Consider the following 26,436-nt stretch of genomic DNA (forward strand, 5'->3'; position numbering starts at 1 on the left):
GATAAAGATAAACAGGACGTTCTTCCATCCCAGAAAAGCTCCCAGCATAGCGGCCAGTTTGATATCTCCTCCACCCAGGCTTTCTTTTTTAAAGAGCAAATCGCCCAGAACGCCAACCAGAAGCAGGCCGACGCCACCGACCAGAATACCCAAAACCGATTCGAGCGTTGTGATCTGCGGATTTACAAAAGAAAACAGCATGCCCAGCACAATACCGGGATAGGTGATCTGGTCCGGGATAATGTAATGCACGAAATCGATCAAAAAGACAGCCAATAGAGCGAGTGTAAAGATTGTGTAACCGACAAACTCCCAGCCTGGCCCAAATACCATGTAAAAGCCGACCACAATCATGGCCGAAACGACCTCCACGATCAGATAGCGAGGCGATATCCGCTTCCCGCAATACTTGCATTTCCCCCGTAACAGCAGATAGCTCAATATTGGGATGTTGTAGAAAAAGGGAATAGTCGTTCCGCAACTGGGACAGAAAGAACGCGGTTTAATGACTGATTTACCAAATGGCAAGCGATAAATCACCACATTCAAAAACGATCCCAGGGACAGCCCCAGAAGTCCCAGCAGGGTATAGATGTAGATATGTTGAGACCATACCGGATCCATATTATATCTAATCGGAAAAATGCCTGATAAATTTAAATTTCAATTAGCTCAACTCGCCTAAAAGTGCCAGCGCCATGGAGGTGAAGGCGATCGCGGCAGTCTCGAAACGCAGCCGGCGGGGTCCCAGGGAAATCGGCAGAGCCCCGTTTTCTTCCAGGATGATCTTTTCCTCGCGACTGAATCCGGCTTCCGGTCCGATCACCAGGAGAAGCCATTTCGGAAGCTGGCCTTTGAGCGCGGTATCGAGCGGGAGAGCATCCCTGTTGAGGTCAGCGTAGTAACTCGATTCATAGAAATGCAGGTAGCGCTTAAAATTATGAGAACTGCCAATATCCCGCATCTCCGGCACCACACATCGCAGTGACTGTTTGACCGCGCTGATCGAAAGCCTTTTATGGCGTTCGATCTTCTTTTCGATTTTATCGTCGTCTTTTTTTACAACCGACTTATCGGCGGTATAGTACACAAACTTGGATACCCCCAGCTCGGTACATTTGGTGATTATCAGGTCCAGCTTGGGATCTTTTGTCCAGGGAACCGCCAGCGAAAGCTTGAGCTTGGGTTCGTTGATATCCATATCAGTGTTGAGTACTTCAGCTATCACTTTCTTTTCATTGTTGTCGGAGATGCGCAGAAGATAGCGATTGCCGAGACCGTCTGTGGCGTATATCTCATCACCTTCACTCTTACGGCATACTTTGGTGATATGAGTACTCTCCTCTTCTGAGAATATGACCTCATCGTTGTTTACATTTTGAGGAGAGACATAGAAATATGTAAATGCTTCCTGCATACTATTTCATCCTGAGGATATAACAAAGCCACTCGTTCAACTGTATTATATTTATATCGGCAGAAATACGGTTTTCAATATATTCACTCAGATCGTTTCTCTGTTCATCGAGGATACCGGACAGGATCATAGTCCCGTCAGGCTTTAATACTCGCATGAAATCATTAAAGAGTTCAATGATGCCGTCGTAAATCAGGTTGGAGATCACCATGTCGTATACATTTTCGCCGGTGACTTTATCCATGGAACCATGCTCCGCCTGGAAGCGATCCGCAACACCATTAATCTGAGCGTTTTCTAATGCGTTGGGGACAGCTTCCAGGTCGATATCCAGACCATAGGCGGATTCCGCTCCCAGCATGAGCGCGTAAATCGAAAGTATTCCCGACCCCGTACCGAGATCAAGAACCTTCATGCCGGGTTTAACTTCGCCTTGAAGGGCATCCAAACAAAGCCTGGTGGTTTCATGCTTGCCGGTCCCAAACGCCATCTTGGGTTCGATTGTTATTACTTTTTTATCATTGTAATCGTTTTTATCCCAGGGTGTTTTAATCACGATGTGGCCCAGATCCACCGATTTGAATTCACGCTGGTACTGGCTGATCCAGTCTATTTCCTCGATCTCCCCGCATTTAATTTTAAATCCACCTGACGGAGCCGGGACATTCATGAGGTCCAGATACTTTTCGAGTTTTTCTATTTTCGATGTGGCATCATCAGCTTTAGGAATATAGAATATCACCCTGATCCCATCATTGACATCCTCGGTGACCAGTCCGAAAGCGATCTCTTCGATGATAAAATTAGCGACGAGTTCTTCCTGATCCCGGGGGATCACCAGGGATACTTCCGTGTATCCGTTCGGAGATTTGCTGTTATCCATCTTCCCCGCACTAAAACAGACAAGCATTTATAGTTTATACGCCCAGGGTTTCTCTCAATTTTTCAAAGAAGCTTTTTGAAGGTTTGGGGGGATTGATTTTCTCATTTTGGGCCAATTCCTCAAACAGCTTCTTAGTTTGTTCGTCCAGGCGAGTCGGTGTCCAGACAGCCACCCGCACGAGTTGATCACCTCGCCCCATTCCACGCAGGTGGCCAATCCCCTTGTTGCGGAACTTGAAGACCTTGCCGGACTGTGTGCCGGCCGGGATATTCATCTCCATCTCATCTTCGAGTGTGGGCACCGTGATACTTGCTCCCAGCGCGGCCTGTGAAAACGAAATCGGCACCTCGATTACAATATTATCACCCTGTCGTGTGAAATGTTCATGCTCTTTTTCGTAGATCATGACAATCAGGTCGCCGTTGATACCATCACCGGGAGCCTCATTGCCCTGTCCCCGCAGGGTCAGGTAATTGCCCTCGGAAACGCCGGGCGGAATCTCGACTTTGACTGTTTTTTCAGCGCTGACAACGCCTTCCCCGCGACATTCCCGGCATGGTTCGGTAATGATCTTTCCCTTGCCCCCGCACTGGTCGCAGACAGTGACCGACACCATCTGACCGAGCAGAGAGCGGGTAACCTGTTGAACTTCTCCCCGTCCCTTACATTTCGAACAGGTCTGTCTGGCCTGTTCAGAGGCCGCCCCGGAACCGTCGCATTCGGAGCATACTTTATGATGGCGGATCTTGATTTTCTTTTCCACCCCAACAGCGATCTCTTCCAGGCTGAGTTTGAGGTCCACACGCATATCGCGGGCTTTAACCCTTCCGCGTCCACGACGACGACCACCGGCCATATCGCCGAAGATATCCTCGAATCCACCAAAACCGCCGAAATCGCGCATGAAAGCCCGAAGCGCGTCGGCGATATCGAATCCGCCAAAACCGCCTCCAAAGCCTCCACCGAAGCCACCGGCCTGCTGGTTCAAACCAGCATGGCCATACTGGTCGTAGATTTGACGACGTTGCGGGTCCTTGAGGACTTCGTAGGCCTCGGTTGCTTCCTTGAACCTGTCCTCAGCCTGCTTATCGCCGGGATTGCGGTCGGGATGATACTTGAGTGCCTGTTTACGATACGCCTTTTTTATTTCCTGGTCACCGGCATCGCGTGAAATGCCGAGCACCTCGTAATAGTCTCTTTTTTCAGCCATTTTGCTCTTTCACTCAAGGGATGATATTACTTTTTATCGTCGTCGACAACTTCAAAATCGGCATCTACCGCACCATCTTTAGACTCGCCTGACTGTTCTTTGTCTTCACCGCTTCCTGCTTCCGGGCCGGTTTCCTGCTGTTGCTCGCCACCCGGCTTTTGGCTCTGCTGTTGCTGGTACAGGATTTCAGCCAGCTTATGCGAGGCTGTCATCAGGTCGTCGATTTTCTGCTTGATGATCTCGGCTTCTTCTGTCTCCATCGATGATTTCAGCTTCTCGATAGCTTCTTCGATATTCTTCTTATCTTCTTCTGGAATCTTATCAGCGTTATCCTTGAGAGTTTTTTCAGTCGTATAAACTGCCTGATCAGCCTGATTGCGAAGATCGATCAATTCCTTTTTCTTCTTGTCTTCATCCTCATGAGCCTTGGCGTCATTTACCATCTTATCGACTTCCTGGTCCGACAAACCGGAAGAGGATTCGATCCTGATTTTCTGTTCTTTACCAGTAGCTTTATCCTGTGCGGAGACATTGACGATACCATTGGCGTCGATATCGAAAGTCACCTCGATCTGGGGTACACCGCGCGGGGCCGGAGGTATTCCGACGAGATCGAATCTTCCCAGGGTACGGTTATCGACCGCCATTTCGCGTTCGCCCTGGAGAACATGGATCGAAACCGCCGGCTGGTTGTCCGAAGCGGTCGAGAAGATCTGGCTTTTCTTAGTCGGTATAGTCGTGTTTCTTTCAATCAGCTTGGTCATCACGCCACCGAGAGTTTCAATACCGAGGGAAAGAGGCGTGACATCGAGAAGCAGGACATCCTTGACATCGCCTGCCAGCACCCCGCCCTGGATGGCTGCGCCGATCGCGACTACCTCGTCAGGATTGACACCCCTGTGCGGGTCGCGCCCGAAGATTGCCTTGACCACTTCCTGTACCTTTGGCATTCTCGTCTGGCCACCGACCAAAATCACCTGGTCGATATCATCCGGCTTCAGGTTCGCATCGCGCAACGCGCTCTTACACGGTTGTTCGGTCCTTGAGACAAGGTCATCGACGAGCTGTTCCAGCTTAGCCCGGGTCAGGGTCAGATCGAGATGCTTGGGGCCGGACTGGTCTGCGGTTATGAACGGCAGATTGATTGAAGTCTGGTTGGTCGAGGAAAGCTCGCATTTTGCTTTCTCGGCCGCTTCTTTAAGTCGTTGAAGCGCCATTCGGTCCTGTCTCAGGTCGATACCATTTTCCTTTTTGAACTCATCAGCCAGCCAGTCAATTATGCGCTGATCGAAATCATCACCGCCCAGATGGGTGTCGCCGTTGGTCGAACGAACCTCGAAAACACCTTCTCCCAGCTCCAAAATAGAGATATCAAAGGTACCGCCACCGAGGTCATAAACAGCGATCTTCTGATCGTCCTTCTTATCCAGGCCGTAAGCCAGCGAGGCGGCTGTTGGCTCATTTATGATGCGCAGGACTTCCAGCCCGGCAATTTTGCCGGCGTCTTTGGTGGCCTGACGCTGGGAGTCATTGAAATAGGCCGGAACCGTAATCACAGCCTGGGTGACTTCGGTACCCAGGTAATCCTCGGCGGTCTTTTTCAGGTTCTGCAAAGTCATCGCGGAGATCTCCGGCGGAGCGTACTGGCTGTCACCGACCTGAACCCGGCAGTCACCATTTTCACTGGAGACCACGTTGTATGGAACGATCTTTTCTTCCTCGGAGACTTCCTGATGCCTGCGTCCCATAAATCTCTTTATTGAAAAAATAGTGTTTTCCGGATTAGTGATAGCCTGTCTTTTGGCAGGCTGGCCCACCAGCCGTTCCCCGCTTTTGGTAAATGCTACCACTGAGGGAGTGGTGCGGTTACCCTCGGCGTTCGGGATTACAACCGCTTCGCTGCCTTCCATTACGGCCACGCATGAATTCGTAGTTCCCAGATCTATACCGATAACTTTTCCCATATATTTCCTCCAGATCGATTCAATCTATATATTACTGGTTGTCTTCCTGTTTGGGTTTGGCCACAGCCACTTTAGCATGACGCAGAACCTTATCTTTGAGCATATACCCCTTCTGGATTTCCCGGGCAACGAAATCTTCCGGGTATTCATCGGTCTCCACAGTCATCACCGCTTCATGGTAACTGGGATCGAACGGTTTACCCACGGCCTTAATTTCGGTCAATCCCCTGGCCTTGAGAAGCTTGTCGAACTGCCCGTAGATCATTTCCATGCCCTTGTAAACCGCCTCGACATTTTCAGCCGACTGGTCAGATTCAAGCGCGCGCTTGAAATTGTCGGTAATCTCCAGAAGCTCGGTAATCAAGCTTTTGTTGGCAGATTCTGTCAGGCTTTTCATTTCGCGAGCGGTGCGTTTTTTGTAATTGTCGAATTCGGCCGCCAGCCTGAGGTTTTGTTCTTCACTTTCTTTGAGCTTTTTTTCAAGCGAAGACAGTTTATCGACCATCTTTTCCGCGCGTTCCATTATGCCGTCGAGACCGAGGGATTTTCTGCTCTCTACATCGACAACGACTTCTTCACCTTCGTTTTCAACAGCATTTTCTTCTGCTTTTTTATCTTCGGTTTTAGCTTCTTCCTGCTTTTGACTCAAATCTCTCTCCTCATCCGCCATATCTATTTCACTCCTTGGATAAAATTTCACTGATGACTTTAGAAGTGTAATCAACGATCGACATCAACTTGGAATATTGCATCCGGGTGGGGCCGATTACACCGATTGTACCGGTCGATTTACCAGCCGAATAGGTCGAGGTCACCAGGCTGCAACTGTCCAGGTTTCCCAGGTTCGCTTCCTTTCCGATTGTCACCACGACACCATCGGAGAGCGCGATCGAATTCAACACCTGTATGATATTCTTTCTTTCCTCAAGAAAACTGACCAATTCGCTGATTTTCCGCGGATTCTGAAATTCCGGCTGAGAGGCTATATTTGGCGTACCGACGATATGGATATCCTTTTCTTCCTGCGTAGTCAAAAGTTTGTCGGCGGAATCGACGAACAGCCTCAACAGACGGGCATCGCCATAAGAAACGTCACGGAATCTCTCATGAATGGTTTCAATTATCCGGCCCAGCTTGAGTCCCACCAGGCGTTCGTTTAATATTGCCGAAGTCTCCTCCACCATCTTGGGGTTGATCGAGGTTTCGACTTCCATTACTACAGATTTTACTATACCTGATTTTATTGCAATCACCAGCAGAAGCTTAGTTTCCGCGACCGGGATCAGCTCCAGACGGGTCAGTATCCCCTCTGTAAATCGAGGAGCGACCGAGACACCGAGCTGGCTCGAGATGTTAGATAAGAGCCTGCAGGCCTGCTCGAGAATCTGATCGATCGCCATACTGCCGGTGGTCAACTGACTTTTGATAATCGCCTTTTCCGTATCGTTGAGAGGCTGGATTTCGATCAGGCTCTGGACATAGATCTTGTATGCCTGCTCGGTCGGAATCCGTCCGGCCGATGTATGTGGCTGGTAAGTCAGTCCCCTGTCCTCCAGGTCCTGCAGTGTGTTGCGAATGGTGGCGGGTGAAATGCCCAGCCTGTACTTGTTGGCCAGACGACGTGAGCCGACCGGCTGGGCTGTTTTTATGTAGCAGTCGATCAGGGCATGCAGAACCTCAATTTCTCGCCTGCTCAGGTTTTCGCTGTTCAAGTCACTCACCTCGTGTATCTGTCTGGCACTCTCTACCGATGAGTGCTAATTCTATATCAAAAAAAATAGGGTGTCAAGCCCTATCTCAAAAATGCAAATTCAAATCTTATAACGCTTTCGCATCCGATAAGTTCGTTAAAAAGCGCTTTAGACCTGTTCAAAAACTGTCTACTTCTTTCTCTTGTCCGACTCCTTTTTAGAATCTGTTTTACTGGTGTCCCCTTTGGCCTTGTTTTTAGCAGAGTCAGATTTATATTTATTCAAATCATCAGCTTGCTTTTTCTCGGTTTCCCTTTTCGGTTCGACCTTGGTTTTCTTACGTCGCTCAGATTCGAGACGATCGTCGACCCCGTTGTTGTTTTTGTCGATAAAGGGCTGATATTCCCGGGAGTCCTGCTTCTTTTTATCCTGTTTCTTCTCCGCAGAACCGGAATCCTTGGGCACTTTATCGACTGCTGGCAATGAACTTGTCGCCAGCAGGAGTAAGCCTGCCGTCAATATGAATACAATTCTTTTCATCATGGCTACACACTATAAGTTGTCGACATTTTGTCAAATGTCAACATATAATTTACAAACTTCCGGTCAACTCGTTCGAATAAATTACTTAATCCGCTTGGATTTCGAGCCACCGCTTTTTGAACTCGAGGAGGATCCACTTTTTGAGCCACTGCTTCGGGAACTGGAACTACTGCTCTTTGAGCGGTAGCTTCCGCTGGAACCTGAATTCGAGGATGACCTGCTCTTGGTCGAGTATCCGGATGATTGTGATTTAGTCCCGGAACTGTTCCTGCTTTTCGAATTTGAGTTGTAGGCTGGCCTTGAATCGGTTTTAGTTTTGCTTTTCCTGTTGTAACTCGGACTGTTATTGCGCTGTTTGTAGGAACTGCTTCCGGAATAACCGGAGGATTTATCCGATCCGCTCTTTGTGGATGAGTTTTTCCACTCGAAACGTGAATTTGGAAGTTCCCGCGAGTCAGATTTGTAATTATATGATTTCGAATCTGACTTTGAACCGGATTTCTTCTCGTATGTCCCGGAACCCGATTTCTTGCTCTTTGTGTCGGTTTTTGATTTCGTTTTCGTTTCACCTGGTGATCTGGTTTTAGACGGACTCGAAGATTTGGATTTATAACCTGACTTTCGGTCGTATGTGCTTTTATCCTTGCTTTTCGTTTTTCCTGATTTAGAAGTATTGGTCTTGTATGTTTTTCTGTTTTTATCCGCACTGCCCTCGTATTTGTACTTCGATCCTTTGCTCTTGTAACCTGCGCCGTCTTTATAGCTTTCGCGTTTGGTCGTATAAGTCTTCGATTTTCCGGATTTGCCCCCAAATGTATACTTGGCTGAGCTCTTGTAGCTGATCGATTTCTCCCTGGGGTAATACTTGTTCGCTACCGGGTCACCTGACCCATCCAGACCACGTCTCTTTTCAGACTTCCAGCGATACTTGCCATCGTAATAAAGATCATGGGTACTACCGCTTCTGATCCGCACCCGTCCAGAATAATAAATATCACCGTGGTGAACAATGCGCACATTTCTCCAGCCGACACATACTCGTGGAACAAACAACGGAGCGATACCATAGTAGATGCCGTCGATCCAGATCTCACCGCCATAGGGATAATCGATATAAATTACACCATACCAATCCCACGGATCCCACCAGGGATCGTAGTAGACCGGGCGGTAGTAATAGGGATGGTAGACGAAGTGGACGTCGTTGTGATAGTAATCATAATCGTCATAATAGTATGAGTCCCAGGCATACTGCCAGTCCTGGCGTACCTTGAAATAGGTGTAGTCCAGGTCACTGCGAAAATCGCGCCAGTTTTCTATCCTGAAATAACGTTCGTTGATATATTGCAGGTACCGGATCGCTTCGCTTTCACGGTCGATCGGTCGCCAGTTGTCAGGGTCGCGGAAATTCGAGCCCCAGCGGGGGACATCGAAGTAATCCTCGGAAGCGACCGCCTGTATGAATTCCAGTCCCGGATCACCATTGACCCGCAAGACAAAGTCATCGTAGTAATCCGGAATGGTGTATACCCGTCCGCCCTCGATAAAATGGTCATCGCGGGGATCATAAGGATACAGCAAATTGATGTCACCCTCGGTGTTCAGATCGTAAACCGTGACATAGCAATCCCTGTTGGCCCTGAAATACACCACCAGGTTTTCGCCCTGTCCAAATGATGCGCCTTCTTCTTTATTTGTCCAGACCTCTATATCAAGCGATCCATCGTGGCCTTTAACGCCACGCCAGCCGGGATAGTTATAAGCCTGAGCCGCCAGTGAGGCGGACAGGATCAGAACAATCGCAAGGCTGAATGTCAATATCTTAAGCCGTTTCATAGCGATCACCTCTCAACTTTATTATTCATGATATGATAATTCTGTTTATTGAACTGCGCAAGCTCCCTCTGGCCGTAACCAAAATCATGAGCTGGACGTTTCGGCGCAAGTTCCGGGTTGCCCCTGTCGACCTGGTAGGCCCAGTCGAACTTGACCCATCCACCGGCAACGCTGTAATCTGTTACGCGCAGTTTTGCGAAATGATTGTCGGCGGTCCAGATGATATAGCTATGGCCCAAAATTAACTCGGAATAGCCGATTTCACTCCAGCCGTCCTCGGGCGACCAGTCAACCGCGTCCAGATTTGAGGTGTAACCGTAATCCTGAATATCCGTCTGATCGTTCTGGACATTGATAAAAAATGCGCCGACACCGTCGTTGTTGACGAAGTAATCGAACCAGACGTCGGCATCGGGATCATCGCCGTCGACCACCTGGTAGCGGGAGAAATCGAACGCTGAAGCAGTCGGGTCCTGATAATAATCGTAAACCCGGACCCCGCTACCCTCCGGCCGCGGAGTATCCGGAACGTAATCATAGGAGAGATCGGATTCGTTGCGGGACTCATCGACCGCGCTGACCGCGTAATAATATGTATTGCCGTTGGTAACGTCACGATCGACGAAATCGGTCTCCTCGTCCCAGTAAACCTTGCCGATTTCATAATAGGGCCCTTCGTTGTCTTCAATCGAGCGATAAACCACGTAGAAATCCAGATCGTACTCATCATTAGGGTACCAGTACAAAAAAACCGCCTCATCGCCGGTCACCGAATAAAGACCACGGGGAACGGCCGGAGGAGTGCTGTCGTAGCCTATCAGGCAATCGTCACAATCCTCACAGCCCAGAAAAACGGCCGTTCCCCATGTCAGAAGGATTAGCCCGAAGAGAAGCTTTATAGTTCGTAAATTTTTTGCAGTAGCCGAGTTCATTTCCTTCCTCCGTAAAAAAAACTGTTTTCTGTGGTTATTATATTGCATAGTTCATGCCAATTCCCACAGCCATCATGGCAATCTCCTTAATCATTACCTGACAATAGATTATATGACTTTTACTGCTTTAGTTAATTCTTGAAAGATTTTATTGTGCCCCCGCCCTGCACATATTTTGTGCTGGCCTTAAATTATATGCATTGAATTTGTACTCTTAAAATCGTCGCCTATACTTTACTGACAGGATAATATTTATCTTGATTTATCAGCTTTTTGATATATATTGTTGTTTATTAAGCGATTGAGAGAATAATTCCAACCCGGGAGGAGCAATGCCCCAACGACTTGTCACCCTCTGCATCGGTTTTGTCGTGATCTTTTTTTTACTCACTTGTGGAAGCCTTTTCGGCCTTGACCAGGAGGTTGTTTTCCAGGACGATTTCTCCGGCGGTTCGATGGAGAACTGGATATTGACTTTGGGCGACTGGCATAGTGAGAATAATTCTTTTTGCACGATCTCCTGCGGTACGTGAGGGGGCGGAGCATTTGCACGAACCGTGAGTTCGTATGTTTATGATGAGGGGCTGATTTTGAGTACCCAGGTGATACTGAACGAGTATGAACCTGACAAAAATCGATCTCTGCGCTGGGTGGATGATTTCACCAACCAGTTCGCATTGTATTACCATAACGACAGCGCAAAGATCTGTATGACTGCAATTGTCGACGGCATATCGGTTTACAACGACTGCGTCGAGGTTGACAGCGCCGAATGGCTCGGACAGGACGGTATCTGGCATGAGCTTACGATCGAATTGATCGGTGATGAAATGGTTGGACTGCGTGACGGCAAGGTCATGCATGAGGTCCAGGACACGCTTTTGATGAATGCGTATAACTCTGGTTATATCCAACTTTCACTTTTGAACGCGCAGGTCTGCTTTGACGATGTCACCCTGATTTCGCTGGTGCCGGAACCGTATGTATGCGGGGATGTTAATCTCGACGAGAACACCGATGTGTCCGATGCTGTTTTTATCATTAATTATGCTTTCGGAGGCGGGACTGCTCCTGAGCCGTATTATGTCGGCGATGTCAACTGTGACTCCATGGTGGATGTCTCTGACGCTGTGTATATAATAAATTATGCTTTTGTACCCGGTTCACCGCTTCCCTGCCAGAACTGCCCATTGTAAATAGCGGTTTTAGTTCTGACTAAGTATATATATTATGGAAAGATAGAGCGATTTTTCGCTTGACAGAATAGGATTTTCGTTTATTATTAGAACGGTCTAATGATTTACGGCTTGTACCGTCTTCACAGTCGTCTGGCTTTTGAGAAAACAACTTAAGAGGAGCTATTCCGCTGGTGTTGTCAACTACACAAATTTCCGGCGCACTGGGTTATCAGCCGGTTGTTTCCCCCGAAATAGCTTTTATCAATACCGCAAAAATATATATGCAGCTATTGAGCAAGGATACTGTTGCGCTCCAGGATTGAGCTGTACACAGATCAGAAAGAGCAAATTTCCTGCAAATCAGGTGTATCCGAATTAATTTGAAATAATACTTTATAGATTGCCAAACTGAATGACAGGAGGAAGTAATGCAAAAAATTTTTATGGTAGTGTTTTTTATACTTGTATTCGCCGTCGGATTGATGGCTGATTCCGAGGGGTTTCGCGGTCCCGACAGGATATCTGCCAATCCGACAGTGACCATTCATGAAAAAGATGACAACGGAGTGACCAGTTTTGTGCGCGGTCAGCTCTCGGAAACTCGTGCTACCCGCGGCCAGGAAGCCCAGGTAGCATTTGAATTTTTTGAAGCCAACCGTGGAGCCTTCAATATGAACAGCCCGAGCGAAGAGCTTTCAGTCAAGCGCATGGATGTCGATGAAATCGGAATGCGACATCTACGCCTGACGCAGAACTACCAGGGATTGAAGGTGATCGGAGGTGAGATGATCGCTCATTTCGCGCCCGATGGTGAACTGCGTGTGGTTAACGGTAATTACGAACCTGTTAAAAATCTCGATGCCCGTCCCAATCTCGACCCGACGCAGGCGACCCGGATAGCTACTGACGATTTGGCCGGATTCTTTGGCGAGGGTAAACCGGATGATCCCGAACTTGTTGTATTTCCGTGGGAAGGCGAATACCATTTATCCTGGCGCATGTTTGTATATTCCGATTCCCCGATGGGACGCTGGGAATATTTCGTCGACGCCAGGACAGGCGCTGTTATCTTCAAGGCCAACCGGATCATGGACGCCAATGATATCGGCACCGGTACCGGTGTGATGGGCAATACTTTCAATCATCTCGATACCGACTACAACGGATCTGTTTACGAGATGATCGACTATACCCGTCAGTTAAACAATAATCCGCATGGCCATAACGGCCAGATGCCCGACGGCAATTACATTCAGACCAATGTGGCCGGATCTTCATTGCCGGGCAGTATCGCCACCGATGCCGACAATGTCTGGAATGAAAGCTCTCATGCGCCGGCGGTAAGCGGGCACGCCTACACCTCGATGGTCTACGACTACCTGTTAAACGAGTTTAACCGCAACAGCTATGATAACAATGGCGCATCGATGCTGACGATCGTCAACTACTCCGGTGACGGCGACAACAACGCCTACTGGGATGGAAGTCGAATTGTTATCTGGAGCTGGTCCTCCGGATGGCGTTCTCTGGCCGGATGTCCCGATGTTATCGCTCATGAATGGGGCCACGCGGTAACCGAATACACCTCCGGGCTGGTCTACCAAAAAGAACCCGGCGCATTGAATGAGGCTTTTTCCGACATGATCGGTGCCGCCTTTGAGTGGGCACACGATTCCATTGATACTCCCGACTGGGACATGGGAGAAAATGGTCGTGAATCGGGTGTACCGTTTCGTTCGATGTCGGAACCCCATGACTTCAGCGATCCGGATACTTATGGCACCAGTGATCCCTACTGGATCGATGTCGTAGGTTGTTCACCTTCATGGCTCAACGATTACTGCGGTGTGCATACCAACAGCGGTGTCGGCAACAAGTGGTTCTTCCTGCTGTCTGACGGCGGAACTCATAACGGCGTAACTGTAACCGGAATTGGTGTCGAGAACGCCATGCAGGTTGCTTACCGCGCCAACGCATTTTACTGGACTTCGACAACGGACTATCACGAAGGTGCTCTGGGAACGATCAGTGCCGCCCTGGATCTGGACGCGGCCTGGACCAACGCAGTGGCGGATGCCTGGAACGCGGTCAATGTGTCCACGCCGGGACCGTCGCTGGTTTTCGATTATCCCAATGGAGTTCCGGAAAGCGTGATGCCGAATCAGAGCGAATCCTTTGAAGTCGAAATTTCCGGTATTCTCGGCGGTTCGGTCGTGGCCGGTAGCCCGACACTGCATTACAGCATTGACGGCGGTTTGTTCAATACCACGCCGATGACATATCTTTTCGATGATCTCTATTCAGCCTCCCTGCCTTCTGCCGAATGTGACAGCCGAATTGATTTCTATGTCTCCGCTGATGAAACTACCAGCGGGACTTTCAACGACCCGGACCCGTCGACACCGCACAGCGCGTTAGTTGCGACCGAGATCACATCCGTTATCGTGGATGATTTCGAGAGCGACCTGGGCTGGACGGTTTCCGGTGATGCCTCCGACGGCCAATGGAATCGCGGCACCCCGGTTGGTGGTGGTGACCGTGGTGATCCGCCCAATGATTACGATGGTTCCGGTCAGTGCTACCTGACTGACAATGTCGATGGCAACTCCGATGTCGACGGTGGAACCACTATTCTCACTTCACCGGGTTTTGACCTGTCAGCCGGCGATGGCCTGATTCATTACGCCCGCTGGTATTCGAATCACTCCGGCGCTGATCCCAACAACGACGAAATGTATGTTTATATCTCAGCTAATGGCGGTGCTAACTGGACACTGGTTGAAACGATCGGCCCTGTTGACGAAGCCAGTGGTGGCTGGTATGAGGTCGACTTCTGGGCCAGTGATTACGTTGTGCCGTCCAATCAGATGCGTGTTAAGTTCGAGGTTTCCGATCTCGGAAGCGGATCTGTTGTGGAAGCCGGGCTTGATGATTTCTGGGTCAAGACCTATGAATGCTACGATTCCGGTCTCGTTATCGTTACCGATAACCTGCCTGACTGGACTGTCGGCCGGCAATATGACAAACAGCTCGAGTCTGCAGGCAGTACCGGCAATGTTGTGTGGTCCGATAAAAATGGTGACCTGATCGGTACAGGTTTGCAACTTAATAGTGACGGTCTCTTGACCGGCATCCCGAGTTCAACCGGGCAGATTACATTTACCGCTATGGTCGAGGACGACGCGCCCTCTTCCGATGAAAAGCTGTTTACTTTTAACATAAACCCGTCGCTTGAGATACAGACCGCCACGCTTCCGGACTGGACAGTGAATCAGCCGTACTCACAGCAGGTGGTCGCCACCGGCGGTACCGCGCCGATCGTGTTCAGTGATTTAAACGGTGACCTGGCCGGAACCGGCCTAAGCCTGTCTGGCTCCGGTGAAATCTCCGGCACCCCGAACACATCCGGACTTCTCGAATTTTCGGTGATGGCTTACGACGCCGCCGGTGACTCTGATATGCAGAGCTACTCGATTACGATCAATCCTGCAATACAGGTTACTACTCAATCGCTTCCGGACTGGACTATCGGTCATGCTTACACTCAGCAAGTCGAGGCTGTCGGAGGTACCGGCCAGTTGACATTCATCGACCAGAACCTCGGACTTGACGGCACCGGTTTAAGCATCTCGGCCTCCGGAGAAATCAGCGGGACGCCTTCTGCAAGCGGACCGATCAGCCTGATTGTGCGTGTCTCTGACGAAGCCACCGATACCGAGGACAAGCAGTTCGATTTCACGATCAACACGGCAGTTGCGATCACTACCGATTCCCTGATAGATGCCGAACAGAACAGTGCCTACAATATGCAACTGGCATCCACGGGAGGCACATCACCTCTGATTTGGAGCGACAAGAACAATGATCTCGATGGCAGTGGATTGACTTTGTCATCAGAAGGTCTTCTGTCCGGCACGCCGGTCATCTATGGCGATATGTCCTTTACAGCCCATGTTGCCGACGATGTTGGAAGTTTCGATGAAAAGGTCTTCGACCTGCATATCGAACAGTCCTATATCTGTGGCGATGCGAATGCTGACGGATTGGTGAACGTGACCGATGCTGTCCTGATCGTCAACTTCGCCTTCGGTGGCGGTGTCGCTCCGGATCCGGAGGAATCCGGTGAAGTAAACTGCGACGGCATAGTGGACGTTTCCGATGCCATCTATATCATCAATTATGCCTTCATACAGGGCAGTCCGGCTCCCTGCGAATGCGGGTTAATGACTGCACCGATGAAGTAATTGAATATACAGTTTATAATTTCAATGAAGAGGCTCGTGTCTGCACGGGTCTCTTTTTTCTTGACTTATCAATAAAATGATATTATTTATGCAACCAGCACTGCTTACTAAGTAAATGATTATCTTAATAAGATCGTACGCGGTATAAATGAGTTGAAAAGCAGTTTAACATTTTGTAGAAAAATATTTCCCCACTAAATCACACCTATGCGGGTATGATGAAAAGGGCTGTTGTCACCAAAACAACGGCCCTTTCTCTATTCAGGCCGGGTAAGATCGTAATCTTTGATTTTCATGCGCAGGGTATTGCGGTGAATCCCCAACAGGTCGGCAGTGCGGTTGAAGTTCCAGTCCGTGAAATCCAGCACTCGCAGGATATGCTCTTTTTCGATTTCCTTGATACTTTTGATTTCCGCTTCCGACACAAATGCCCGTTTCTCCTGTGAAATTTCTTCCACATTCAGTGGTAGATCGGTTGAATCGATGACGTCGCCTCTCAGGAGTACGATTGCTCTTTCAAGCACATTGACCAGTTCGCGCACATTGCCCGGCCAGTCATAGCGCAGAAGCAGGTCTTTGGCTTGAGGTGTTATGCCATTGATTTCTTTATTGAACCGTGTGCTGAATTTGCTGATGAAATGATCTGTCAATGGCAGGATATCATCCCGGCGTTCGCGCAATGGCGGTATATGGATATTGATCACGTTAAGCCGGTAGAACAGATCCTCGCGGAATTTCTTCTCTCTCATCTCTCTTTTGAGGTCGCGGTTGGTGGCGGCAATAATACGCACGTCGACAGTGATCGGGCGGTTTCCACCAACCCTTTCGAAAGTTTTATCCTCGAGCACACGCAGGAGTTTGACCTGGATCCCGGCCGGCAGTTCACCGATTTCATCCAGAAACAGGCTCCCATCGTCAGCCATCTCGAAACGTCCCTCCCGTGCCGAGGTCGCACCCGTGAAGGCACCCTTGGTATGGCCGAAGAGTTCAGATTCGAGCAGGTTCTCCGGCAACGCGGCGCAGTTGACCGCCACGAAATTGTTTTCTGCTCGACCGGACATACGGTGAATCGAGCGCGCTACCAGTTCCTTGCCGGTTCCCGATTCACCTGTCACCAGCACGGTGCTGTCAGTGGGAGCTACTGAACTGACAGTCGATAGTACCTCTCTCATTTGCCTGCTGTCACCGACTATCTCAAAGCGGTCGTAATTCTCATTGATCTGCTCTTTAAGGAAACGATTCTCGCGCAGGAGGTAATGCTTTTCCCCGGCACGTCGGATCAGCTCCAGGAGTTCATCGAGGTTGGTGATCGGCTTGGTAATATAATGGTAAGCTCCGCTGGTCATAGCAGTCACCGCCGTTTCGACGGTACCGTGGGCAGTAATCATGATCACCTGCAGTTCGGGATCGATCTGCTTGAGGCGGGACAGCAATTCGAGACCATCCATGCCGGGCATCTTCTGATCCAGAAGCGCAATTTCAAAGCTTTCGTTCTCATAAATATCGAGAGCTTCCTGCCCCGATCCGGCGGTCTTGATACGATAGCCTTTTTTAGACAGGTATCCGGCCAGCATCTCCCGCTGACTGTCTTCATCATCGACAATCAATATTCTAAAAGCAATCATTTCAGTTCTGCAACTCTATTTGAACGGTGACCGTTACAAGCAACCTGACTTCGCCATTCAACCCAGAATTCTCCGTCTTTACGTATCTATGCATGATTTCATCGTCGTCATCATCCGGGTTCAACCTGCCATTGGGTCTTCCCTCTTTGATCGATAGAATTCTTCCCGTCTTGAGGCCGAGCGCTTTCGCCATCTCCCGCGCATTCCGGCCAGCATTTTCGACAGCTTTCAGGTATGCTTTGCGCACGTATTCCTGTTTTCCGGGATAGATATAACCGGACGCATTGAAACTGTCAAGTCCGGCATTAATTAAAGCGTCGATAAGTTCCTCTTTTATATCCCCGGCTTCGACGGCAATAAGCACTTCACGCATCACCTTGTAAGTTTTTTCTTTACCTGGCTTCGCGGTTCTTTCGTCAGACGAGCGAACTTCAAAATTGCGAATCTCCATATTCTCATCGTCTATGGAGAACAACTCGAGGATATCCTCGATCGCTGACAGGCGGGAATCATTGTCCGTTTTAGCTTCTTCGAGATCCTCTGACAAACTTATTATAGGTATCCTGATAACCTGCTTTTCCGGCCTGATCGCAATTTCGCCCTCGCCTGTAACCGTAATAGTCCTGGTGTCAGATTGCTGTGCACTTAAGCCGATGCTCGTAATCATAAATATTCCAATTAAATATATAATGACGTTTTTCATTGGGCCTCCCTGTTTATCGAATGATAATCGTTTACTCCCGTATAGTCATCAAAAACAGTCCGTATAATTAGAAAAGGTGGAGCTATAATCCACCTTTTGCGTCGGATATGATTTTCATGCCGGAGGCCGGAATCGAACCGGCACAGCAGTTACCTGCCGAGGGATTTTAAGTCCCTTGCGTCTACCAATTCCGCCACTCCGGCATAAATTGCGGTAGAACCGCGTTTGCGGGATGTATCAATATCAAATTAGTGAAAGTTTAAGTCAAATAGTTTTTAAGATTTTTGTGGATCAGCGGACAGTCAGGACACCTTTTTCGAAACTTGGTACAAATCCCTGTGAAGTGGTATCATAAAATGCCAGCCGGCCTGCCGGAGCTATAAAAGCGGTGTCGATGACCACTTCCTGCAATGGCGATGATTGAGCGACTGTAAGATGAAGTACGAAGATATTGCCCCGCCCGGTATCGATGATTTCGTTTTCATCGAAGAAAGCAGTCAGGACTACCTGATTCTGAGCGGAATAAATATATGAGTTCACCTGCGACAGATCAGCCAACCGACCCTGCGAATAGGTCACGGAGTCAAGGTTGATGTAATCTCCGTTACAAGTCAGTGGCAGTACCAGGCCCGCCAGCTCAACAGTGTTTTCCATGTAGATTTCGACCTCGGCAGTAGAAGCGGGTGAGACATTTACTGATTCGATTCTGACCAGATCCCGGAGCGGACCTGATTCATCGCCCGGACCGACCCCGTCATCGTCAGAACAACCGTAAACAAACAACAGGAGGGAAAAAAGTAGCATTACAAAAAATCGCATAGTTTAAACTTAGCGTCAAAGGCATTCGGGGTCAAGCGGATAATTATAACTGCCTGCTCAAAACCTGAAATTTTATACTTTTATTTTGCGATAATAATCCAGAAATTGTGTCTAACCTGAATTGCGATGATGACTGAATACAACCTTATACAAAAAGTAGCCAAAAAGGACTCTGCGGCTTTCCGAAAGCTGGTGGAAAACCATCAGTCCCGGGTAGTTTCGCTGGCATTTCGGTTTGCACGCAATCGCCAGGACGCTGAGGATATCGCCCAGGAGGTGTTTCTCAATATATGGAAAAAAGCGGGAAAATTCCGGGGTGATGCGGATCCATCCACCTGGATATACCGGATAACCGTAAATACTGCGTTGAACTACCTCAGGAGCCGTAAAAAGGATGATAAGCTGGTTTCCGAGGAAGCTCTTCAGTATGAAACCGCCTCTCCCAATGATCAGCCCGACCATGTTCTGGAGGCCTCAAACAACTCTGAAACTCTTTACGAAGCCCTGGACGAGCTCCCCGAGAAACTACGGATCCCATTTATGCTCAATAAGATGGAAGAGCTGTCTTACCAACAGGTGGCCGACACCCTTAAATTGTCGCTTTCCAACGTGCAAACACGGATTTTTCGAGCCAAAAAGAAACTGCAGGAGATCCTGGTGAAAAAATTGAGAGATTGAATGAAAGAATTTGATAAATATCGTGTCAAATAGAGCGAGGTGAAGATGATATGAAAAAATGCGCTGAAATAGAAAACAGGCTGATCGAGTTCGTCGAAGGTGAACTCAGCCGGAAAAATCTGAAAGAGTTCGAGGACCACCTCGCAAACTGTTCCGACTGTTGCGAGCTCGTGGCTCGCTTCGAGTCGGTTTACAGGGCGACTGAGGCCGAACCGGCACTCGAGATTTCATCTGACTTCTATGCTAAAGTACAGGCTAAAGTCGATGATTACGAGGAAAACCATGTCAGCCTGTCAGATATTCTCATGATCTTCAGTGGTAAACTGAAACCAGCGTTCGCAGTACTGTCTCTGACAATAGCAATTGCTGTCGGTTATATCATGGGACACGGCATTACTGATTCCCGAATCTATGAGGCCAATGGCTCAGAAGACCTCTTAAGCGATTACTACAATCTCGAAATGTTTGAGGCTGTACCGGACAATTCGCTTCCGGGTTTGTACCTCGAGCTGGGTGAGAACGGGGGGTTAGATGAATAAAAAAGCCTTTATTATAATTATCGGATTGTTGACGGTCGTCAACCTGGTGGCTACGGGTACGATTCTTTACGAGCGTTTCACGCACCCAAAACCAGCGCCCTTCAAGAAACACGAACGTCCCGATCATTTCAAGAGAATGCGCGAGAAACTCGATCTCACTCCGGAGCAGATGCAATCTCTCGAAGAATCTCGTCGGGAATACTGGGAATATGCAAAGGAACCTATCCAGGCAATCGGCCGAATGAAACTCGAGCTTTTCAGGGAGATGACCGAGGAAACTCCTGACCAGAATGATATCGATTCATTGATCGAGGAAATCGCCCGGCGCGAAATCGATCTGAAGAAATTCACGGTCGAGCATATCCTCGAGGAAGGTCGTCATCTCAAACCCGAGCAACGCCGGCAAATGATTAAGATGTTCATGGACAAGCTCGACGGCGGTAAACATCGTCCGATGATGCACAGGAAATTCAGAAATGACAATAGAGGAAAACACGACGAAAACTCTTTCGAGCATGGTGGCCACCCTGACAGAAGATTTCCGTCGAGCGGATTTTAGAAAACCAAAAACAAGGAGGCCTGTAATGAAGGCGAGAATAATCACTCTGACAGTAGTAGCACTTTTGATCCTGGGTACGGCAACGATCTCTGCCCAGGGACCGGGACAGCGCCTGCGCGGTGACTTCGAAGATTTCCCGGAGTTGACATCCGAGCAAAAAGAGCGAATGGCTGACCTGCGTTCTGATCACAAGAAGCTGATGATCCCCAAGCGTGCTGATCTTAAGCTCTTGATGGTGGAATATCGCGAGATGATGCGCGATGATGCTTCCCAGTCGAGGCTGGAGAGCAAGCTGGACGAGATCGGAACCCTGCGTACCGAAATCAGCAAGATGAGGCTGGATCATCGGCTCAAGATGAAGAGTGTCCTGACCGATGAGCAAATCCAGTACTTAAAGGACCACCCGCGTATGATGAAGTTTTTGCACGGTAAGCAGAAAGGTCATCGCGGTCATGGTTGCGATCGGCCTGGTCGAGGTTACAAAGGTTTCGGCGGTCCGCGTTTCCATGGCGAGGAATTCGATGATGACGAATTTGAAGAAAGTGGTTTCGGATTCCTTGGATGCCTCAATGGAGGGCATGGCAACTGTGACAGGGAATGCCCGCGGTTCTGATAAGTGCCTGTAACTGCATTGCCGGGAGAGGGTGACCTCTCCCTTTTTTTATTGACACCATTCCAAAAATTTATTAGAAACGAATTAATGGGAATTATTGAACAAATCAATTCCGTTCTGGGCGATATCTCCGATTTTCTGTGGGGAATGCCACTGGCGATAATTCTCCTTTTGACCGGCCTGATTTTTACAATTATCCTCAAATTCGTTCAGTTCCGTGGTTTCAAACACGGTATCGAATTGATATCCGGTAAATACGATCAGCCCGAGCACGAGGGCGCGATAACTCATTTTCAAGCACTTTCGGCGGCCCTTTCAGCAACCATCGGCACCGGCAATATCGCCGGCGTGGCGACCGCTTTGTACTGGGGCGGTCCGGGTGCGATCTTCTGGATGTGGCTGACGGCGCTGTTCGGAATGTCGATCAAGTTCGTCACCTGTACTCTTGCTCAGAGATACCGCAAGATTGATCCGGACGGCAATGTGCGTGGCGGTCCGATGTATTACATGGAGCTCGGTCTCGGGCGGGGAGCTAAATGGCTGGCGGTGATGTTTGCGCTTTTCACCGCGGTTGCCGCCTTTGGAACCGGAAATATGACGCAGGCAAATTCGGTCGCCAATGCATTTTCAGGATTGGTACTGGGGCCCAAGGCCCAGGGCGACCTGTGGCTAAAGCTCGTATTCGGAGTGGTCATTGCTTTTCTGGTTGGACTGGTGATCATCGGCGGAATCCGCCGGATCGGCCAGGTTGCCTCGAAAGTCGTTCCTCTGATGAGCGTTTTCTATGTCGGGGGCGCGTTGTTCATTATTCTCTCCAACCTGGAGTCAGCGGGGGCTGGAATCGAGCTGATCTTCAAATCAGCTTTCTATCCCGATGCTGTCTCGGGCGGAATGGCTGGATCGGCTTTCATGATCGCTCTCAGGTACGGTGTCGCGCGCGGTATCTTTTCCAACGAAGCCGGGCTGGGAACCGCCCCAATGGCGCACGCGGCCGCCAAGACCGATCAGCCGGTTCGTGAGGGACTGGTGGCAATGCTGGGGCCGTTTATCGATACGATCCTGATCTGTACCATGACCGCACTGGTGATCATAATCTCCGGAAGCTGGACAGCCGTTGAAGGGGCCGAAATGACCTCGCTGGCGTTTGAGAAAAGCCTGCCAGGATTCGGTCATTTTATTGTCTCGATCGGTCTGATTTTTTTCGCTTTCTCGACACTGATAAGCTGGTCGTATTACGGCGAGAAAGGTGTCGAATACCTGTTCGGTCGAGGCAGTACGACAATCTATAAGTGGATATTTCTGATATTTATCCCAATTGGCGCCAGTATCAAGATCGAGCTCGTCTGGAACCTGTCGGATATCGGCAACGCGCTTATGGCAGCGCCCAACCTGATCGCTATACTTCTGCTCTCCCCGGTTATCGTCAGGATGACCAATAAATATTTCAAGTGGCTTAAAGATTCCCGTAAAAAGGGCTGATTTAAAGGTTTGACTTTAACGGTCTGCATTGTTTTATTCATCCGGATACCGCGAATGCCTGGAATCTAAACAGGAGGCTCAAATTGCAAAAATCACCAGATCTGTTGAACGCTATAAAACTGATTTCGAGACAAGATCCGGACAAGATCGCTCTGGGACTGGATTGGTTTGCCGAACATATAACCACTCTGGAAAGCGAAGACTTTCGCCAGGCTCTTCAAGCAGTCGCCTCGGTTTTCACTTATGACACCTATGAGAATCCGGAATACCAGACTGTTGTCAACAAGGCCGTCTCTGTCCTGGCCACACAGGGTGAACTGAGTATTCCGTATATGCTGGAAATGCTGAGCGATTCCGATTTCAAGGTAGAATTCAACCTGGCAGTGGTACTGGGCAAAATTGGAGGAGTGGCGGTCAACCCGCTGATCGAGGCCTACAAAACCTCGCGACATCCAGCCGAGAAAGCGTTTATTATCTATGCGCTCGGTAAAATCTGTGACCACAAGATTATTGAAGCTTATCCCCTGATGATCGAAGCCCTTGAAGATTCTGACCGTGAAGTGCGTGACTCCGCCGCCAGGTCTCTGGGCAAGATGTGCACCGCTATCAAGCCGGAAGATATTCCCCGTAACCTGATCGATGAAATTTTCGAAAAACTTATCGCAATGACCCAGGATGAGTACTCGGGCGTACGTTCCAAGGCGATCAGATCACTCGGACGGTTGAGCGATCTCGGATTTCTCAGCGATGAACAAAATCATAAACTTCAGACCGCTCTGGCAGATATCCTGGGACGGTCGGGTGATTATATCTGGGATTCAGCGTTTATTGTCCGTCGCGAAGCCGAAGCTGTTTATAAGCAGATGACCGGTGAGGCCGAGGTGTAATCGTAAGGGAAATCCGGTGTTCATCATACTCAGAAAAGCCAAGAATATTTTCCTGATAACTTTGGGTATCTATGTCGTCAGTATCGGAGCCGGTTTTATTGCCGGAAAAGCCGACTGGGTCGATTTCGACAAGATCAAAGATTCCTCGATAATTAAATTCTCACGAGATCTCGAAAAGAAAGTACCCGGTTATGGCCACCTTATAAAAAAGTACAAAGAATGGCATAACCAAATGCGGGATAAGTATCTATCCAGCAAGGATTCTTTCGGGATGGGCAAGCTGATTTTTATCAATAACTGGATCGTGGCCAATCTCACCATGATGGTTCGTACGATATTTGTTGCCCCGCTTCTTTTGATTATACCCGGCAAATTCTTCCAGGGGGTAGCGTTCGCTGATATCCCGGAATCAGCAAGGCTGGCTTCGGTGTTTTTGCTTGAATTCGGCGGGTACTTTTTGATTATCTGCGCCACCTTGAGCGCTCTGCTCTGGACTGTGTTTTATCGCACTTTCAATTTCGCCTCCCGAATCGGTGCCATGATAGGCGGTTTTAAACTGATCGGGCTGGCGTTCGCGGTTTCAGCCGTTACAATGCTGGTTGGAAGCATTTTGGAAACGCGTTTTATCATGAACCTGTTTGAAAAGTTTGGTGGATGATATGGCAAAAAAACAGAGCCCGGTAACTGTTGCTTTCGTAGTCGAGTTGATTGAGCATTCATTTCGTAAAAAATCCTGGCACGGTGCAATCCTGAACGGTTCACTCAGGGGTGTTGATGCCCAGGAAGCGCTCTGGCGACCGTCGGAAAAACGTCACAGCATCTGGGAAATTGTATTGCATTGCGCCTACTGGAAGTTTCGAGTTGCGCGCAGGTTCACACCCGGGAAAAAAGATAAATTCCCACGTCAGGGCAGTGACTGGTTTGCGGTCAGTTACAGCGCTGATGAAAAAAGCTGGAAAAGTGATAAAAAACTTCTCAAGAACACACACCAGGAGTTGATCGAGGCTGTAAAACAACTGACAAATGACGAACTCATAAAGACACCTCCCGGGAGCAAGATCAATAACCTGGATATACTCTTTGGAATCGCGTATCATGATATCTATCACGCAGGCCAAATCCAGCTTCTGAAACGTCTCCACGACTCCTAAAGCGCTTGCGTCAATACATCCTTTTGCTTAAATTGCCGAATAAATTTAAACGAAAGGCTTTGAGATGAAAGATAAACGCAACGAAATTCTGGCCCGTACGCTTATCAACTATTCAACCGAACTTCAAAAAGGTGAACATATCTATATCGAGGTCAAAGGCAGTGACGCATTGGCCCTCGGAAAAGAATGTGTCCGGCAGGCAACAGAGAAAGGCGCGGTACCGTTCTGGTTCTACAATGACGAGTCGATCCTGCGCCAGTTTGTAAAAAACGCGACTGAAGACCAGTTTAAGGGTATGGCTGATTTCCACCTGCCCATGATGCAGAAATCGGCTGCGTATCTGGGCATCCGCGGATCTGAAAACCCGTTTGACCTCTCTGACATCGACGGCGAACAGATGAAGAAATGGAACGCCCTCTTTTATCGCCCGGTTCATCTGGACTACCGTGTTCCGCATACCAGGTGGTGCGTGATGCGCTATCCCAATAATGCCATGTCTCAGCTGGCGGAGATGCCCCAGGAGGTTTTCGAGGACTTCTACTTCGATGTCTGCAATGTCGATTACGCGAAAATGTCGAAGGCCATGGATCCGCTGATGGAGCTGATGCAGAAAACCGACAAAGTTCACATAGTCGGTCCGCAGGACACAGACCTTACATTCTCGATCAAAGATATAGGTGTAGTCAAATGCGACGGTCATCGCAATATTCCCGATGGTGAAGTCTACACCGCGCCGGTACGTGAATCTATCAATGGCGTTATTCACTATAACACCCCATCTCTCAAGGACGGCATCGTCTATGAAGACATCCGTTTCGAGTTTAATGACGGCAAAATAGTCAAGGCCACCTGCCGTTCTAATGAAGACAAGCTCAACAAGGTGCTGGATACCGATGCCAATGCCCGTTATGTCGGTGAGTTCGCTGTCGGGCTCAACCCGATGATCAAGAACGCGATGAAAGACACGCTTTTTGACGAAAAGATCGGCGGTTCGATTCACCTGACTCCGGGATGCTGTTACGATGAAGCGCCCAACGGCAACAAGTCCGATATCCATTGGGATTTAGTGCTGATCCAGACTCCTGAACATGGTGGCGGGGAGATCTATTTCGATGACAAGCTGATTCGCAAAGATGGTAAATTCGTCGATTCCGAACTGGAAGCCGGTTTTACCGCTGAGAACTTGAAGATGCAGGATTGATTATAGAGGTCAGAATTTGGCCAAAAAAGAAAGGCCGTCCAAAATGGACGGCCTTTTTTATTCGTTTCCTGAACGCTTTCTTAGAAACCGAACTTAACTGTGAAGAACTGGTGAGCATCGAAATACTCGTTCTCCATCCAGGAATAATCGAATGTAATGATTGTGCTTCCCCACTTGAGGTTCACGCCGGCTCCAAAACTGGCACCATAGAGGTACTCATCCTGGTTGGTACCGACATATCCGCCCCGCAGGAAGAACATTTCATTGAAACCGTATTCCAAACC

25 protein-coding genes and 1 tRNA gene are annotated in these 26,436 nt (G+C 49.0%); 12 read left to right on the top strand and 14 right to left on the bottom strand.

Annotated features, from left to right (window positions below):
• The 10 genes from GF404_04355 to GF404_04400 form a co-directional block, all read right to left on the bottom strand.
• The coding region (locus GF404_04355) for a prepilin peptidase (GenBank protein MBD3381411.1) at positions 1 to 624 on the bottom strand (624 nt) is incomplete at its 3' end.
• A 43-nt stretch (positions 625 to 667) separates the two neighbouring features.
• Positions 668 to 1,417, bottom strand: coding sequence for an RsmE family RNA methyltransferase (locus tag GF404_04360; protein MBD3381412.1), 750 nt, complete (start codon positions 1,415 to 1,417; stop codon positions 668 to 670).
• 1 nt (position 1,418) lies between these two features.
• Positions 1,419 to 2,327, bottom strand: coding sequence for a methyltransferase domain-containing protein (locus GF404_04365; protein ID MBD3381413.1), 909 nt, complete (start codon positions 2,325 to 2,327; stop codon positions 1,419 to 1,421).
• Between the two features lie 7 nt (positions 2,328 to 2,334).
• Entirely contained in the window at positions 2,335 to 3,510 is a 1,176-nt protein-coding gene (dnaJ, locus tag GF404_04370) for a molecular chaperone DnaJ (protein MBD3381414.1), read from the bottom strand.
• A gap of 26 nt (positions 3,511 to 3,536) precedes the next feature.
• Positions 3,537 to 5,474 carry a molecular chaperone DnaK gene (dnaK, locus tag GF404_04375; protein MBD3381415.1) on the bottom strand — a complete coding sequence of 646 codons (1,938 nt, stop codon included), beginning with the start codon at positions 5,472 to 5,474 and terminating at the stop codon, positions 3,537 to 3,539.
• Positions 5,475 to 5,505: 31 nt separating this feature from the next.
• Positions 5,506 to 6,144: a nucleotide exchange factor GrpE gene (gene grpE, locus GF404_04380; protein MBD3381416.1), complete on the bottom strand. Its 639-nt coding sequence runs from the start codon at positions 6,142 to 6,144 to the stop codon at positions 5,506 to 5,508.
• Between the two features lie 7 nt (positions 6,145 to 6,151).
• Positions 6,152 to 7,204, bottom strand: coding sequence for a heat-inducible transcription repressor HrcA (gene hrcA / locus GF404_04385; protein ID MBD3381417.1), 1,053 nt, complete (start codon positions 7,202 to 7,204; stop codon positions 6,152 to 6,154).
• 150 nt (positions 7,205 to 7,354) lie between these two features.
• Complete coding sequence (locus GF404_04390) at positions 7,355 to 7,708, bottom strand: hypothetical protein (protein MBD3381418.1); 354 nt, start codon at positions 7,706 to 7,708, stop codon at positions 7,355 to 7,357.
• 81 nt (positions 7,709 to 7,789) lie between these two features.
• Positions 7,790 to 9,544, bottom strand: coding sequence for a DUF4384 domain-containing protein (locus tag GF404_04395; GenBank protein MBD3381419.1), 1,755 nt, complete (start codon positions 9,542 to 9,544; stop codon positions 7,790 to 7,792).
• A gap of 5 nt (positions 9,545 to 9,549) precedes the next feature.
• The gene (locus GF404_04400) at positions 9,550 to 10,476 is read right to left on the bottom strand and encodes a hypothetical protein (protein ID MBD3381420.1); all 927 of its coding nucleotides are present in this window, start codon (positions 10,474 to 10,476) and stop codon (positions 9,550 to 9,552) included.
• 332 nt (positions 10,477 to 10,808) lie between these two features.
• On the opposite strand from GF404_04400, the gene GF404_04405 reads away from it, so the two are divergent.
• The 3 genes from GF404_04405 (at position 10,809) to GF404_04415 (ending at position 15,898) form a co-directional block, all read left to right on the top strand.
• The gene (locus tag GF404_04405; protein ID MBD3381421.1) at positions 10,809 to 11,009 is read left to right on the top strand and encodes a hypothetical protein; all 201 of its coding nucleotides are present in this window, start codon (positions 10,809 to 10,811) and stop codon (positions 11,007 to 11,009) included.
• Between the two features lie 24 nt (positions 11,010 to 11,033).
• Positions 11,034 to 11,672, top strand: a complete 639-nt coding sequence (locus GF404_04410) for a hypothetical protein (protein MBD3381422.1) — start codon at positions 11,034 to 11,036, stop codon at positions 11,670 to 11,672.
• A gap of 410 nt (positions 11,673 to 12,082) precedes the next feature.
• Complete coding sequence (locus GF404_04415; GenBank protein ID MBD3381423.1) at positions 12,083 to 15,898, top strand: hypothetical protein; 3,816 nt, start codon at positions 12,083 to 12,085, stop codon at positions 15,896 to 15,898.
• 257 nt (positions 15,899 to 16,155) lie between these two features.
• Here the strand turns inward: GF404_04415 and GF404_04420 are convergent, their stop codons facing one another.
• The 4 genes from GF404_04420 to GF404_04435 all read right to left on the bottom strand — a co-directional run bounded on the left by GF404_04420 (position 16,156) and on the right by GF404_04435 (position 19,030).
• Positions 16,156 to 17,523 (bottom strand): response regulator, encoded by a 1,368-nt coding sequence (locus GF404_04420; protein ID MBD3381424.1) that lies wholly within the window; start codon positions 17,521 to 17,523, stop codon positions 16,156 to 16,158.
• A 1-nt stretch (position 17,524) separates the two neighbouring features.
• Complete coding sequence (locus GF404_04425; GenBank protein MBD3381425.1) at positions 17,525 to 18,226, bottom strand: DUF541 domain-containing protein; 702 nt, start codon at positions 18,224 to 18,226, stop codon at positions 17,525 to 17,527.
• Between the two features lie 117 nt (positions 18,227 to 18,343).
• Positions 18,344 to 18,429 (bottom strand) — tRNA-Leu (locus GF404_04430).
• Between the two features lie 88 nt (positions 18,430 to 18,517).
• Entirely contained in the window at positions 18,518 to 19,030 is a 513-nt protein-coding gene (locus GF404_04435) for a hypothetical protein (GenBank protein ID MBD3381426.1), read from the bottom strand.
• A gap of 141 nt (positions 19,031 to 19,171) precedes the next feature.
• Here GF404_04435 and GF404_04440 point away from each other — a divergent pair, with 141 nt between their 5' ends.
• The 9 genes from GF404_04440 (at position 19,172) to GF404_04480 (ending at position 26,152) form a co-directional block, all read left to right on the top strand.
• The gene (locus GF404_04440) at positions 19,172 to 19,723 is read left to right on the top strand and encodes a sigma-70 family RNA polymerase sigma factor (GenBank protein ID MBD3381427.1); all 552 of its coding nucleotides are present in this window, start codon (positions 19,172 to 19,174) and stop codon (positions 19,721 to 19,723) included.
• 50 nt (positions 19,724 to 19,773) lie between these two features.
• Complete coding sequence (locus tag GF404_04445) at positions 19,774 to 20,262, top strand: hypothetical protein (protein ID MBD3381428.1); 489 nt, start codon at positions 19,774 to 19,776, stop codon at positions 20,260 to 20,262.
• On the top strand, positions 20,255 to 20,821 hold the full coding sequence (locus GF404_04450) for a periplasmic heavy metal sensor (protein ID MBD3381429.1): 567 nt from the start codon (positions 20,255 to 20,257) through the stop codon (positions 20,819 to 20,821). The genes GF404_04445 and GF404_04450 overlap by 8 nt, the downstream gene beginning before the upstream one ends.
• 25 nt (positions 20,822 to 20,846) lie before the next feature.
• Entirely contained in the window at positions 20,847 to 21,434 is a 588-nt protein-coding gene (locus GF404_04455) for a hypothetical protein (protein ID MBD3381430.1), read from the top strand.
• Between the two features lie 87 nt (positions 21,435 to 21,521).
• A complete protein-coding gene (locus tag GF404_04460) occupies positions 21,522 to 22,913 on the top strand; it encodes an amino acid carrier protein (protein MBD3381431.1) in 1,392 nt (463 codons plus the stop codon).
• An 83-nt stretch (positions 22,914 to 22,996) separates the two neighbouring features.
• Positions 22,997 to 23,800 carry a hypothetical protein gene (locus GF404_04465; GenBank protein ID MBD3381432.1) on the top strand — a complete coding sequence of 268 codons (804 nt, stop codon included), beginning with the start codon at positions 22,997 to 22,999 and terminating at the stop codon, positions 23,798 to 23,800.
• 16 nt (positions 23,801 to 23,816) lie between these two features.
• Entirely contained in the window at positions 23,817 to 24,458 is a 642-nt protein-coding gene (locus GF404_04470; GenBank protein MBD3381433.1) for a hypothetical protein, read from the top strand.
• 1 nt (position 24,459) lies between these two features.
• Entirely contained in the window at positions 24,460 to 24,951 is a 492-nt protein-coding gene (locus tag GF404_04475; GenBank protein MBD3381434.1) for a hypothetical protein, read from the top strand.
• Between the two features lie 64 nt (positions 24,952 to 25,015).
• Entirely contained in the window at positions 25,016 to 26,152 is a 1,137-nt protein-coding gene (locus GF404_04480) for an aminopeptidase (GenBank protein MBD3381435.1), read from the top strand.
• The last annotated feature ends 284 nt before the right edge of the window (positions 26,153 to 26,436 follow it).

It is taken from the genome of Candidatus Zixiibacteriota bacterium (genome assembly GCA_014728145.1).
In the GTDB taxonomy this organism is placed as follows: domain Bacteria; phylum Zixibacteria; class MSB-5A5; order JAABVY01; family JAABVY01; genus WJMC01.